This window comes from Microcoleus sp. A6-C6, from assembly GCF_036705955.1.
Taxonomy (GTDB): domain Bacteria; phylum Cyanobacteriota; class Cyanobacteriia; order Cyanobacteriales; family Microcoleaceae; genus Microcoleus.
In genome coordinates, this window is record NZ_JAUBVR010000002.1 from 62,563 (window position 1) to 76,212 (window position 13,650).

The 13,650-nt window shown below is 44.8% G+C and carries 10 protein-coding genes; 1 reads left to right on the forward strand and 9 read right to left on the reverse strand.

The window, feature by feature from the left end:
* Positions 1 to 16: 16 nt before the first annotated feature.
* From rppA to QUB52_RS01680, 3 genes are all read right to left on the reverse strand, one after another.
* Positions 17 to 751: a two-component system response regulator RppA gene (gene rppA, locus QUB52_RS01670; protein WP_332972228.1), complete on the reverse strand. Its 735-nt coding sequence runs from the start codon at positions 749 to 751 to the stop codon at positions 17 to 19.
* A gap of 58 nt (positions 752 to 809) precedes the next feature.
* On the reverse strand, positions 810 to 1,460 hold the full coding sequence (locus QUB52_RS01675) for a glutathione S-transferase family protein (RefSeq protein WP_332972229.1): 651 nt from the start codon (positions 1,458 to 1,460) through the stop codon (positions 810 to 812).
* A gap of 132 nt (positions 1,461 to 1,592) precedes the next feature.
* The gene (locus tag QUB52_RS01680) at positions 1,593 to 1,856 is read right to left on the reverse strand and encodes a hypothetical protein (protein ID WP_332972230.1); all 264 of its coding nucleotides are present in this window, start codon (positions 1,854 to 1,856) and stop codon (positions 1,593 to 1,595) included.
* Positions 1,857 to 2,039: 183 nt separating this feature from the next.
* Between QUB52_RS01680 and hisG the strand changes: the two genes are divergently transcribed.
* Complete coding sequence (hisG, locus tag QUB52_RS01685; RefSeq protein WP_190740473.1) at positions 2,040 to 2,684, forward strand: ATP phosphoribosyltransferase; 645 nt, start codon at positions 2,040 to 2,042, stop codon at positions 2,682 to 2,684.
* A 175-nt stretch (positions 2,685 to 2,859) separates the two neighbouring features.
* Here the strand turns inward: hisG and QUB52_RS01690 are convergent, their stop codons facing one another.
* From QUB52_RS01690 to QUB52_RS01715, 6 genes are all read right to left on the reverse strand, one after another.
* A complete protein-coding gene (locus QUB52_RS01690) occupies positions 2,860 to 4,206 on the reverse strand; it encodes a lipase family protein (RefSeq protein ID WP_332972231.1) in 1,347 nt (448 codons plus the stop codon).
* 499 nt (positions 4,207 to 4,705) lie between these two features.
* Positions 4,706 to 8,821, reverse strand: a complete 4,116-nt coding sequence (locus tag QUB52_RS01695) for a type I polyketide synthase (protein WP_332972233.1) — start codon at positions 8,819 to 8,821, stop codon at positions 4,706 to 4,708.
* 151 nt (positions 8,822 to 8,972) lie between these two features.
* Positions 8,973 to 10,250 (reverse strand): cytochrome P450, encoded by a 1,278-nt coding sequence (locus tag QUB52_RS01700; protein WP_332972234.1) that lies wholly within the window; start codon positions 10,248 to 10,250, stop codon positions 8,973 to 8,975.
* A 91-nt stretch (positions 10,251 to 10,341) separates the two neighbouring features.
* Complete coding sequence (locus QUB52_RS01705; RefSeq protein ID WP_332972235.1) at positions 10,342 to 10,647, reverse strand: acyl carrier protein; 306 nt, start codon at positions 10,645 to 10,647, stop codon at positions 10,342 to 10,344.
* 58 nt (positions 10,648 to 10,705) lie between these two features.
* Positions 10,706 to 13,132, reverse strand: a complete 2,427-nt coding sequence (locus tag QUB52_RS01710; protein ID WP_332972236.1) for a type I polyketide synthase — start codon at positions 13,130 to 13,132, stop codon at positions 10,706 to 10,708.
* Between the two features lie 201 nt (positions 13,133 to 13,333).
* Entirely contained in the window at positions 13,334 to 13,648 is a 315-nt protein-coding gene (locus QUB52_RS01715) for an acyl carrier protein (protein WP_332972237.1), read from the reverse strand.
* Between the last annotated feature and the right edge of the window lie 2 nt (positions 13,649 to 13,650).

Genomic DNA, 13,650 nt, shown 5'->3' on the forward strand with positions numbered 1-13,650 from the left:
AATTAGGTTGTTTTGTTCAGTCCGCAGAGGCGGACTTAGTTTGAGAAGACGCGGTTTCAACCGCCGTCCTATCTTCTCCAAAGCGATAGCCTCTGCCGTAGACTGTGTGAATTAGGACGGATTCACCCGGTGCTTCTATTTTGCGCCGCAGCAGGCGAATTTGAGCTGCTAATACGTTGCTGCTGGGTTTTTCTGCTTCACTCCACAAGTATTGGTGGATTTGTTCGTGTGTTAGTAATTGACCGGGATGCCGCATTAGGTATTCTAATAATTGACATTCTTTTTCTGATAGGTCAATTGTCCGATCGCTCCGATAAGCTAATTGATTGTCGTAGTCTAGCTGTAAATCTGCCACTTGCAGCCGCCCGACAGCAACCTCGGCATCAAAAGTAGGAGGCCGCCGCAGTAATGCGCGGACTCTGGCTAGCAGTTCTCGCAGTTCAAAAGGTTTGACTAAATAGTCGTCTGCGCCGGCGTCGAGTCCTTGTACGCGATCGTCTAGGGTGTCTTTGGCGGTGAGAAATAGGACTGGCGTACTCCGTCCTTGCGATCGCAATTGCTGACAAATTGCCAGTCCGGTTTGTCTCGGCAGCATCCAATCCAAAATTAGCAAATCGTAACTTCCCTGCATTGCTAAATTGCTGCCACTTGCTCCGTCAAATGCCACATCAACTGTATAACCTTCGCGGCTTAAAACTCGACTCAAAGGGTCAGTTAACTCAACTTCATCATCAACTAAAAGAATCCGCATCCTGATTTCAAATTTGAGATTTTAGACTGAGATTTTAGGTTAAGTAAACTGATTTTTGCTACATTTTCAAGTGTGCAATACTTTCCGATTCGCTGCAAGCTGCTGCTACCCATTCCTGAATTGCAGGCAGTGCCAAAATCGCATCAGCATAAGCTTTTAATTCTGAATCTAATTTGACTCCGTAGGTGACAAAACGCATGACAACGGGGGCAAACATAGCGTCAACAACTGTGAATTTTCCGAACAGCATATTGCCGCCTGTTCCGAATTTTTGGCGGCATTCGCGCCAAATGGCAAAGATGCGATCGATCTCTGCTTCGACACCGGGAGTCATTCCTTCACCTGGATAGCGATTGCGGCAGTCCATCGGCATATTTTCGCGCAGATTTTGGAATCCTGCGTGCATCTCGGCGCAGATGGAACGGGCGATCGCCCGTTCCGCTACATCTGTCGGCCACAAATCATTTGCAAAGCGATCGGCAACGTATTCGCAAATTGCTAAAGATTCCCACACTTTCAGATCGCCGTCGATTAAAACTGGCACTTTTCCCGAGGGAGAATAGCGCCGAATTTCTTCATGCGTTGTCGGCCAGTCTAAGGGGATTCTCACCTCGGCAAATTCCAGTCCAGCTTGTTTCATCGCCAGCCAAGCGCGCAGCGACCAAGAGGAATAATTTTTGTTGCCGATTACCAGAGTCAATTTGGTCATAATGTAGCTGTTAGCTATTTGCGATCGCCCGTGCAATTTTAAGTTTTACAGTTGAATACACAAAGACGTGATACACAATGACCATCGCGCGATCGCCCAGTTCTGTGCACCAACCTCTGCAAGCATTTTACATTAACAGCCTCCCAGCGTTCCGCGTTTTTCTGCAAACGGCGATCGGGGGGCGCGATCGAACGCACCTGATTTGGCATTGAATGATCTGTGTCTGTCGAGTTTGACATCGTTAGCGGTAGGTACGACCACTGTATAGTGCATTTCCTCGGCCTCTACACCGCCGCCTGAGAGGATTTCATCTACTGTAATTTTCAGGGAATCCGGGTCTACACTGTGAAATTCTCCGTCAAATTCTTGACTCTCAAACTCTTGATTGTTTTCCATACTGACCGCCCTTGAAAAAACTGACTAAATATAATATATACCCAAACAAAGGATCGAGCAATACCCTAAATTTATTTTTAGCTGTGAACTCTATGTGTTATTCTGGGTTTGGTAAAAGCTGTTTCTGCTTGTGCCGCGATCGCCCCCTTGCCAAATTAAGCAATTTAGACTCTAAAAATTGACATGATTACTGTTGCACTTCCCAAAGGCGGATTGTTAGGAGATAGCATTCGGCTGTTTAAATCGGTTGGATTAGACTTCAGTGCTTTTCTCGATTCCTCTAACCGACAACTTCAAATATATGACCCGACAGGCACTGCAAAAGCTTTGCTAGTAAGGACGCATGACGTACCGGTTTATGTGGAATACGGTCAAGCTGATTTGGGGATTGCTGGTTATGATGTTTTGCGGGAAAAAACTCCGAAAGTTGCCAATTTAATTGATTTAAAATTTGGCAAGTGTCGGCTGTCTGTGGCGGTGAAAGAGTCTAGTTCTTACCGGCGAACGGTGGATTTACCTCCTCACGGTAGAGTTGCTTCTAAGTTCGTACACTGTGCGAGGGAATATTTTCACAATTTGAATTTGCCGGTGGAAATTGTGCCGCTTTACGGTTCTGTGGAGTTAGGGCCGATTACGGGTATGTCGGAGGCTATTGTCGATTTGGTTTCGACTGGCAAAACTTTGCGGGAAAATGGTTTGGTGGAAATTGATGTTTTGTTTGAAAGTTCGGCTTATTTAATCGGTCATCCTTTGAGTTACCGTTTGAATACGGGGGGGGTTAATGAGTTGATCGGGAAGTTGAGAGAGCAAGTTTTGACGACTGTTTGATGGTCTAAAATGAGAGTTTTCTCATAACAATAGTTCGGACAGTTTTTTGGGAAACGGCTGAAACCCGTATTCTACCGTTGGTGATTCAAAACTGTCCGGACTATTACCAACAATTCTAGAAAAATAGAAATCTCGAAGCTTTCAATAAGCCTCCTGAGTACAGTCTCTGCCGAAACTAAACGCTAGTTTCAAAAGGAATCGGTTCATCCACAGCAGTTTCCGTTTTCTTGTAACTAGCAAAGCCGTTGTTAGCCAGCAAAGAGGCTAAATCTTGCTTTAAGTCTTTATTCCTGAACTCGATAATTTCTTCTAGTTGCTCTTGGAGCAAAGATTTGAGAAGCGGAGCAAGAACCAAATTAACTGATTGAGATATCTGATCCCAAAATGCTTTTTCTTCCTTGAGCAATTGGAGAAAAGCTTCAAAACTATGGGGATACGGAATTCCCAACCCCAAATCTAAAGCACCGCCAGTTCCTAAAGATATACTTTGAGAACCTAATCCTGTGATGGTGTGAAGTTCTCCTACATCGGCAAAATTCCCCAAAAACAAGTTACCAATCCGCAAGCCGTTATCACCTGCAAACAGGCTAAGTGGGAAAGGTGGTGGAACTGGAAACCGCATCATCAAGTCCAAAGTATTCTCAATGCGATATACTGTTCCTTCTCCCATTTGTCTATTGAAGTAATTAGCAAAAGCTTTATTGCCAATTTTAGGAGCACCTATCGGATAAGCTTTGATGTTAAGTCCTGAATTAGTTTCAGTACCAAACCACCGCCGCAAGGCTATGGCACAAAACTTAGACAACGATCCACCCAAACTATGTCCCGTCACGTAAACATCTACTTTATCGGGAACACTTTTTAGTGGTAATAAGCTCGTTTCTAGAAATTCAAAGATGGGTTTGAGTTCGTCGTCATTACCAATCTCCTCATCTTCCAATGCTTTCTGAATCAGCGTTGTAACTTTCTCTTTAAACTCACTACCGAGCTTAATTTTACCTGCATCTGCGAGTGCTTTAACGCAAGCAAACTGCCGTTCAGTTTCCAGACTTTCGATTTCTTTAAAATCTTTAGGGGTGAGTTGACCCAGGATAGTTTTAAAGAAAAGCTTGACCTGATCGGCAACCGAATCAAACCCTTCATAAAATCCTTTGACTACTTTAACCGTGGGATCGGCCATAGAGCCGTAGTTAATTAAGTCCCAGTCTAAGTCACTAACAGCATTAGTCAGTTCAAAAGCTCCTCTATCGGTGAGAATCGTTCCCCGGAAAACCACTGCATACTGCTCCCGCAAGTGATTTCTGAGAATAAATCCTCTAACCGCTTTGCGATCGTGGCGAATGCTGTGGGCAAACTTCCAGTCCTGATTGTGGTGGATTGAATTGTAAATTTCTTCGAGTTCTGAGTCGTCAATACTTCCATCGTCATAGCGATAAAGATCGTAGATTTGATTGCAGAATGTTGCCATCATAATGGCTTCATCTAGATCAAATCCTTTTTTGATACGAGCGGGTATTTTCATTGGTTTCACCTACTTACTTGTCGGAAAACAATACAAAAATCTTGGTGAACTAATTTGTGTTTAATTCTATCTCTTCTACTCAATTAGAATATAGCATTGCTAACAATCTGTCAAGCCATTATAAGAAACTTAACATTATTTTAATTCATCCTTTGAAATTGTTTTGAGAGATCGTACTTTTCTAGTTGGCTTGGCATGAGACTAAATGATAATCTGCTTGAGTTTATATTTGTCAAGCCAAGGTTATGACCCTCACAGCCTAATGTTAATTACGATACAATTGGAATTATGACTCACCCGAAACTACTCAATACTTACGCTCAAATATTCCTAGCACTAAGCAAGGGGACGATTTATATCAATTCTTGAAGCTGTGACTACAAATCTATACCTCCGGCTTCGCCGTCCCCCGAAGCCGCGGGGGGACTACAGGGAGGTCAAATCTGTAGTTGTCGATCGAGGAATTGGTATTAAAACAAGTTAGCATTGTGCCAAAATTTTAACTGAGTTTGTCAAGGCAAACTTGCAGTTTTTCAGCTAAATTTTGAACATAGGGGGGGCGTAGTAAGTTGAGATGATGTCCGGTAACAGAATAAAGTTCTACTTCTTTGGCAAAATTCTTCCAGCCATAATCCCTACTATAATTATTTTTTTCTCCTTTCTCAGTAATCGCAAACAGACTAACCCTACTTGAATAGGTGGGCGTTTTGTAGTTGACAAATGCTTGGAAATTAGACAAGGTAACGCGCATCAGGCGTAAGGCAGCGGGTATGCGAAATTCTAGCCCTTGCAATTGCACAAAGCGAATTGCTAATTGTTCGAGTTGTTGTTTGTTGTTGCCGACAGTTGGTAAGTTCAAAAAGTCTCCTACATAAGGCCAGATAGAGGGCATAGCTGTTGTCACCATGAATTTACAGGCATACCAAAAGTTGTTAATTTCACTGGTAGAGTTAGGTGGCTGATCCAACAAAGCTAATAAATCTACAGTTTGCCCTGCTCGTTGAAGTTGGACAGCCATTTCAAAGGCTATTAAAGCTCCAAAAGACCAACCTCCTAAGCAATAGGGCCCTTCAGGTTGAACAACTCGAATATCTTGTATATAGCGAGCGGCCATACTCTCTATAGTAGTTAAGGGTTCTTCAGAATTATCAATGCCAACAGCTTGGAGACCATAAATCGGTCGTTTCTTGCCTAAGCTCAATGCCAATTCTCGATAGGGAAATGCTACGCCAGCGGCGGGGGGCATCCAGAATAAAGGACGCTTATTTCCTTCTGGTTGGAGGGTGACAATCGTTTGGCATTTTAAAGATGGATTTTGAATAAAGGGTGATTGATTGAGAGGAGATTGTTTCACTTCTCTGGGCCAGGCATTCGCGATTTGGGTTGCTATTTTAGCAATCGTGGTATCTCCCATAAATTCGATCGCTGACAAATCTACACGCAATTCTGTTTTAATTCGGTGTGTCAACTCCAATGCCATTAAGGAGTCAAGACCGAGTTCTGTTAGTTGTTGCTGTTCGTCTAGTTGGGTGACGTTAATTCCTAATGTTTTGGCAACTTGTAGTTGTAGGTAAGCGAGTAACAGCCGGGGGCGATCGCCTACACTAGAAGTGTTTAATTGTTTTCTCAGCCCAAAAATATCCGCCGCCAACTCCTGCCTAGCTTCGCCTACACTTGGCTTGACATCAGCAGTTGAGTTATTCAACGGTAGTTCTTGTTTGAGAACAGGTGGCAATTCCTCAGCACGATCGCGCATTTCTCGCGAACTTTCTTTGTGCTTTGCAACTAATAGCTCTAACAGCTTTGGCAGCAATTTTACTTCATCTGCTGATAAATTAGCTGCCGTTTCTAACTGTCGCGTTAATTCCCCTACATCTTCTGTATTAAACAAGTCAACTATGGGACTCTGACCGCTCTCAGATGATAAGATACTTGATTGTTGACTCTCAGTGCTAGCTGGCTCAAACCAATAGCGATCGCGCTGAAAAGGATAAGTAGGTATTGATAGGCGATCGCGGCGATAGTCTCCGTCAAACCCAAACCAATCTATAGAAACTCCCTTAACATATAACTTTGCTAAACTCTGAAGCATTTGCTCCCAATTCGATTGATTTTCCCGCAGACTTGGTAGCCATGTCACCTCTGCTGTAGGCAAACAAGTAATTCCCATACCAATCGAGAAAGTTTTAGGGCCAATTTCCACAAATATCTCACAGCCTTGCCGAGCAGCACCTTTGATAGCGGTTGAAAATTTAACCGGTTCTAAGACATTACTAGACCAATACTCAGGAGTCATCACCTCAGCTATGCGATCGCCCGTAACAGTCGATATAAAATCTATTTTTGGTCGAGAATAAGTAAGCTCGCTAGCAACCCGCTCCAACTCCGGGAGCATTGGTTTCATATACTCAGTGTGGAAACCATAGGTGCAGTTGGAGAGTGTATCTCTAGTTTCGATTCCTTCAGCTTCTAAATCCGCGATCGCCGCTCCGACAGCATCGGGAAAACCTGCAATCAGATTCAGCTCCCCACCATTAGACATACTCCAAATTTTCCCCTTGTAGGGTGCAATAGCTGCTGCTACCTGCTCCTCACTCCCTCTTACACCAGTAAATCTAAAATCCCTGGGCAACGTTTCTGTTAGAGATCCTAGAGCCGAAACTAACTTCAAACCATCTTCTAAATTCAAGATTCCTGCTACACAAGCAGCAGCATATTCTCCCAAGCTACTTCCCATTACCAAAGCAGGCTCTATTCCCCAAGACTTCCATAACTCAAACAAGGCATATTCAAGGACAAACAGAGCCGGTTGACCATAAGTAGTATCTTTCAAAAAATTAATTTTTTCATCCTCTTCTGCATATAAAAGCTCGGACAGTGGCTTACTTAAATAAGAGCGTAAGATTTCATCGCAGCGGTCAAAAGCTTGGCGAAAAGTTGGCTGTGCTTCATATAGTTCTCTGCCCATATTATGGTACTGGGAAAGATGATTGGTAAACATAAAAGCTATCTTGGGGTGCTTGCCTTTTTTCACACTTCCACACACCAGATTACTAGCCTTTTGCCCACTAACAAAAGCCTTAAGCGTCTCTTGAAACTGTATAATTGATTCGCCCACAACGGCAAGGCGATGGTTAAAATGCGTGCGCCCAGTATTCGCAGTGAAACAGAAATCTGCAACCGATACTTCTGGATGATTTGTCAAAAACTCGTGATAGCAAGTAGCTAACTCTTGAAGAGCCTCTGGCGTTTTTGCTGAGAGCGTCAAAATATGTAGGGGGCGATCGCATCCATTTTCAACTTTAAGCTCAACTTTCGGTGTCGCAGGCATTCCCTCCAAAACCACATGAGCATTCGCGCCCCCAAAGGCAAAAGCACTCACTCCAGCTACAGCCGCACCATCCCCCTCTGGCCAGGGTTCTAGCGTCTGCTGCACTCGCAAAGGCAAGCTATCAAAAGGAATCAAAGGATTTGGTTGGTGGAAGTGGAGGCTAGGAGGAATCTGCCGATGTTTAAGAGATAGGGCCACTTTAATCAATCCAGCCATCCCACTCGCGGCCTCTGTATGTCCGATATTCGTCTTCACCGAACCCACAGCACAATAGCTTCCTGGGGGTCGTCCCTCTGCCAGCACTGCTCCCAGAGCTTTCAACTCCATTGCATCCCCCAGCTTGCTGCCCGTGCCTTGAGCCTCCACGTACTGAATGCGGCTTGGAGAAATGCCTGCTTGCCGATAAGCCTCCCGGAGTACAGCCTCTTGCGCGCGAGGGTTAGGAGCCATTAAGCCATTGCTGCGTCCGTTATGATTGATCGCGCTGCCCCGAATTACGGCATAAATGGAATTGCCGTCAGCCATAGCTTGGGACAAAGGCTTTAACACAACTACACCCACACCATCACTGCGAACGTAACCATCAGCTTCAGCGTCAAAAGTTTTGCAATGACCTGCGGCAGAAAATAAACCTGCTTTGGCAAGGCTAGCCGATGGATTTGGAAATAACACCAAATTCACGCCTCCAGCCAGAGCCGTTGTAGACTCGCCGCGTCGTATGCTCTCGCAGGCTAAATGCAGAGCCACTAAGGAAGAAGAACAGGCTGTATCGATCACGAAGCTCGGCCCATTCAGATTTAACAAGTAAGAAATACGGTTGGCAGAAATACCATGAGAAGTGCCAGTGCTTGCATAAGTATCGATAGTGCGATCTTTCCAGACTAATTGACCGTAGTCGAGACCTAACATACCGATAAATACACCCGTTTGTGTCCCCGCCAAATCGGCCGGAATTTGTCCGGCATCTTCTAAGGCTTCCCATGTCACCTCCAGTAACAGTCGCTGTTGAGGATCCATGCTGGGTACTTCAACGGGAGCAATACCAAAAAACATGGGATCGAAGCGATCGACATCCTCTAAAAAGCCACCCATTCTGATATTGGGTTGGTTTGTTGCTCTCAGATCGGGGAAGTCAAGCCACCCATCATCGCGCCGAGCGATTGATAATTCTGAAATTGCTTCTTTACCATCACACAAGAGTTGCCAGAAAGCTTCTGGGTTTTTCGCTCCCGGAAAGCGACAGCCGATTCCAATAATAGCGATTGGTTCTTTCTCGTTAATCATTTTGTTTTGGTTTTTATTGAGATCAAACTGATCGGGACTATTTATAGCAGTCTTCTCGGCGGTTAGGACATTCTGAATTCCTAAAACCGTTCTGCTGAGCGCTCACGGCGAAGCCCTGATTCTAACCCTTCTGCCCCTAGCCCCTCTTCCCTCAAGGTACAAACGTTACAGGCAGAGCCTTGAGACTTCTTAATACCAAGATTTTTCGCCATTCAATCTGCTCAGCAGCTAATTGGATGTGGTGCAGTTTTTGTACTAAAGTCTGGATAGCAACTTGAATCTCCACCCGCGCTAAAGCAGCTCCTAAACAATAGCGAACACCATCAGAAAAAGCCAAGTGATTGTTGTTAGTTCGAGTAATGTCAAATCGATCGGGATCGACAAACTGCTCTGGATCGCGGTTAGCCGCGCCCAAACACAAAATTATTTTATCCCCCTGTCGAATTGTCTTGCCACCAACTTCTATATCTTCACCAGCAATCCGCACAGCCATCTGCAATGGAGAGTCATAGCGGAGAATTTCCTCTGATGCTGTGGAAATCAATTCAGGATTTTCTTTGAGCAGACGCAGTTGTTGGGGATTGCGAAGTAATGCCAACATCCCGTTTCCAATGGCATTAACTGTGGTTTCTGAGGCAGTTAGAAACAACAAAATACCAGTGGCTTGGAGTTCTTCTAAACTGAGTTTATCTCCTTGCTCTCTCGCCGCAATTAACGCGCTAATTAAATCTGCTTTTGGTGCTTTTTCCCTTTGTTTAATCAGTTGCAGAAAGTATTCGTCAAACCCTTTAGTTGCCTGATTCATCTCCTCGTATTCTTCTAGAGGTACCATTGGATCGAGGAGGCGGGACAAAATAGTTGACCATTGATACAACTGCGCTTCATCTTCTCTAGGAACTCCCAACATCCGGCTAATCATTGTTGCTGGTAGTATGCTAGCAAAATCGCTAATGATGTCCATGTGTCCTCGATCCAAAACTTGAGCGAGTAACTCATCTACAATTTCCTGAATAGTGGGGCGCATCAGCTCGATTGAACTAATAGAAAAGGCTTTGTTTGTTAAGCCTCTGAGTCTGGAATGATCCTGGGGGTTTTGGTAAAATAATAATCTTTCACTGGTACTGACCAGGGCATCAATATTCTTGCCTTGTTTCTTTAAGTATTGGTTCTTTTTGGCAAATGTTTCTGGCTTATTGAAACTTTGAATGCGGCGATCGCGCAAAATTGACTTAACATCACTGTAGCGCGTTAGCACCCAATCGGCAATGATCTTAGTTCGGTGTACTGGATCTTCAGAGTGCAGACGGTGGTAAGTTGGATAGGGATCGGCTTGAAAGTTAGGATCGAAAGGATTGTACCTGACGGGTTGAGTCGAAGAGTTTTTGCTGTTATTGACTGGACTTACCGTTGTTTGAGGAATAGGTTCCATTTTGATTTTCCTGATAAAGAACGATTAGCCATTTTGTGCAAAACTTGTTGATTACAGGCAAGAGGCCTGCTTCACAAGGTTTATTGTCTGTCTAATTACAAATTTTAGATTCTGCTAAATATTGTGAAACTGCTGCAATGCTAGGATAATCCCAGAGGAGCGTGGCATCGAATTCGCAATTCAACCATTTGCTCAATTCATCTGTAATGCTAACTGCCAATGATGAATCAATACCGTAGTCAGCGAAACTTCCTTCAACTTCGATATCATCTGGATCGATTTCGAGATGTTCGGCTAAATGGGAAATCAACCAATTCTCAATTTCTGCGATTGTTAAAGTTTCTTTAACGTTTGTTGCTGTTTGATTTGCCGAATCTACAAAAGTTTGGGTTTCCATAGTTTATTCCTGCACAGTTTTCAATGAACGATGAACGCAATGGTTGAAACGAATGGCGCTATATGTCTATCCAATATCGCTGTCGCTGAAATGGATAGGTTGGCAATTGTAAGCGATGGTGGGGGTAATCTCTGTCCAAAGCTGACCAGTCTACAGACCAGCCGCGAATGTATAATTCTCCTAAAGTTTGGAAAATGTGCTGCCAAGCTGATTGCCTCAAATCTTTGCTGGGAAGCCAACAAACATTAGCGTCGGTGCTGATGCGATCGCGTAATAATCCGAATATCCCTGTTTGTTCGGGATTGATTTCTAGAACAAAATCGTACTTTTGTTCAACAACAGTTTCTAAGCACTCGCTCAATTTGGCTAAGGGGTGGGGAGGAGGATTATCCTTTTCTAAGGTGGAGATAAGGGTTTGAGTTCCCTCGGTTTTAACCGGGAATATTTGGTTGAGATCCGGTAGGGAAATCCTAACTTTTTCCCGCTCTAAAGACTGGGTTTGTAGAAGTTTTCCTCTTTCAATGGTCGATGCGATCGCGTCTTCTAAGGTCAATTTGCCGCTGACACAATTCGCTACATTGTCCCCGACTCCATAACCGATCGCTAGTGTCGGGTGGATGCCCCAAGATTTCCACAGTTGAGTTAGAGCGTATTCTAGGGCAAATAAAGCGGTGAACCTAAAGGTTGTCTCATCTAAAGCAGGTTGGGAGAAATCTTGGTCTATTGCTGGCTGCGGATGGAAAACTGCAAGCAAGGACTGTCCTGTCTGAGTTTGCACAATCCGATCGCAATGCTCAATCGCTTCGCGGAAGATAGACTGAGTTTCATATAATTGGTGTCCTAGACCGCGCATATCGCCGACTCCCTCAGTAAATACAAAGGCGATTTTCAGCCGCTTTTTGCGACCTCCTCGTCCGCTTAGCACTCCCACTGTTTCCCGCTGGTGGATAAAATCCCCTAGTCGTTCGTGCAGTTGTGTTGTGGATTCAGCGACTACTGCCAAACGATGTTCAAAGTGCGATCGCCCCGTATTCGCTGTAAAGCAAATATCGCCCATCTTTGCTTCTGGATGAGATTCTAAATAACTTTGATAACGTTCTGCCAACGCTTGTAACGCTGCTGGTGTTTTTGCAGATATTGCCAAAATCTGGGCTGGGCGATCGCTCGACTCTTCTGTTTTGAAAAGTTCGGGCGCTGCTTCCACCACTACATGACTGTTTGTTCCCCCAAAACCAAAGGCACTGACTCCAGCAAGGCGACGTTTTGCATCTGCCGGCCAAGACTGGCGCTGACTGGGAATCGCAAAAGGAGTGCCGGCTAGGGAAAAATAGGAACTGAGTTGCTTCAAGTGCAAGTGCGGTGGAATTTCCCCATGTTGCAGGGAAAGTACAACTTTGATTAAACTAGCAATTCCCGACGCTGCTTCTAAATGACCGATATTAGTCTTCACCGATCCCAGCCAACAGGGGCGATCTTCCCTACCGGGAGTCAGAACAGCTTGTAGTGCTTTGACTTCCATCGCATCTCCCAAAGCAGTGCCGGTGCCTTGCACCTCTACATAGCTAATTTCGGCTGGTTGTACTCCAGCATTTAAGAGTGCTTGGCGGATCGCAGCTTCCTGATAATGTCTGCTGGGAGCCGTCAGTCCGTTAGTCATGCCATTATGGTTTACTGCTGAACCCCTAATCGCAGCCTGGATATTATCTCCGTCTGCGATCGCGTCCGTGAGGCGTTTAAGCACAACCATGCCACAGCCCTCGCCGCGAACATAACCGTCTGCACTAGCATCAAACGTCTTACAGCGACCATCAGCCGACAGCATTCCGGCCTTAGATAAACCGATTGTCACCTCTGGATTTACAATCGCATTCACACCTCCCACCAGACACAAATCCGACTCTTGAAGTTGCAAACTCTGACACGCTAAGTGCAAAGCTACCAGGGCAGATGAGCAGGCAGTATCTACTGCCATGCTGGGGCCGTGCAGATCCAACAGGTAAGATAGACGGCTAGCAGCAATAGCATTAGAAGTCCCAACAGTGGTATAGGGATTGATGCTCGTTCGATCGTAATAAACGTGTTTGTTGTAGTCGTAAGTGCCGATGCCCACAAACAACCCTGTTTTACTGCCTGCCAGTTTATCGGGTGCGATTCCTGAATTTTCGATCGCTTCCCAGCCGACTTCTAAAACCAATCTTTGCTGGGGATCGATTTCTTTGGCTTGAGCGGGAGTAATCCCGAAAAAGTCGGCATCCAATCCATCAATGCGATCGAGAAATCCACCCCAACGGTTATTTATTTTTCCTGGTGCTGCGATCGCCTCGTCATATAATTCATTAACATCCCACCGTTCTGGTGGAACTTCGGCGATCGCATCTACCCCTTCTTGCAGCAGTTGCCAGAATGCTTCAGGGTTTTCAGCACCGGGAAATCGACAGCCTAGACCAACGATTGCGATCGCTTCCCTTTCAACACTTTTTTCCATACAACTCATCCAACTTTTAGTAGATTGATTTCGCTTATAGCCTTTCTCAGAAAGATGAGGTACGTTAGATTCTATGGATATCAAGGCTTTTGAGCTTTAATATATACCTCATCTACCTGAGAACCGCTATATTACCCCATTGCTAACAATTAGTCGTCAACCATCTCCAGCCTAACCCTCCCTACTACTGAGCCAACGAAGTTAGGTATTTAACGTTGTAGATAAATACTTTCCCAAACGCTCAATTGTTGGGTAATTGTACAGAAGTGTAGGATCGAGATTGTATCCCAACCACTCCTCCAAATCCCCTATGAGACCGAGAGCGGATGCCGAATCCAAACCGTAGCGTTCAAAGGGAACTGTCACGTCTACTTCATCCTTATCCATTTCCAGCAAGTCTGCTAGATAAGAAACTAACCATTCTTCTATCTTGGCGGTATTAAAAGATTGATTCTCTGCTGAATTTCCTGGCAAAACGACTGGCTTCTTTGTGGTTTCTAGATTCTGAATTTCCATTT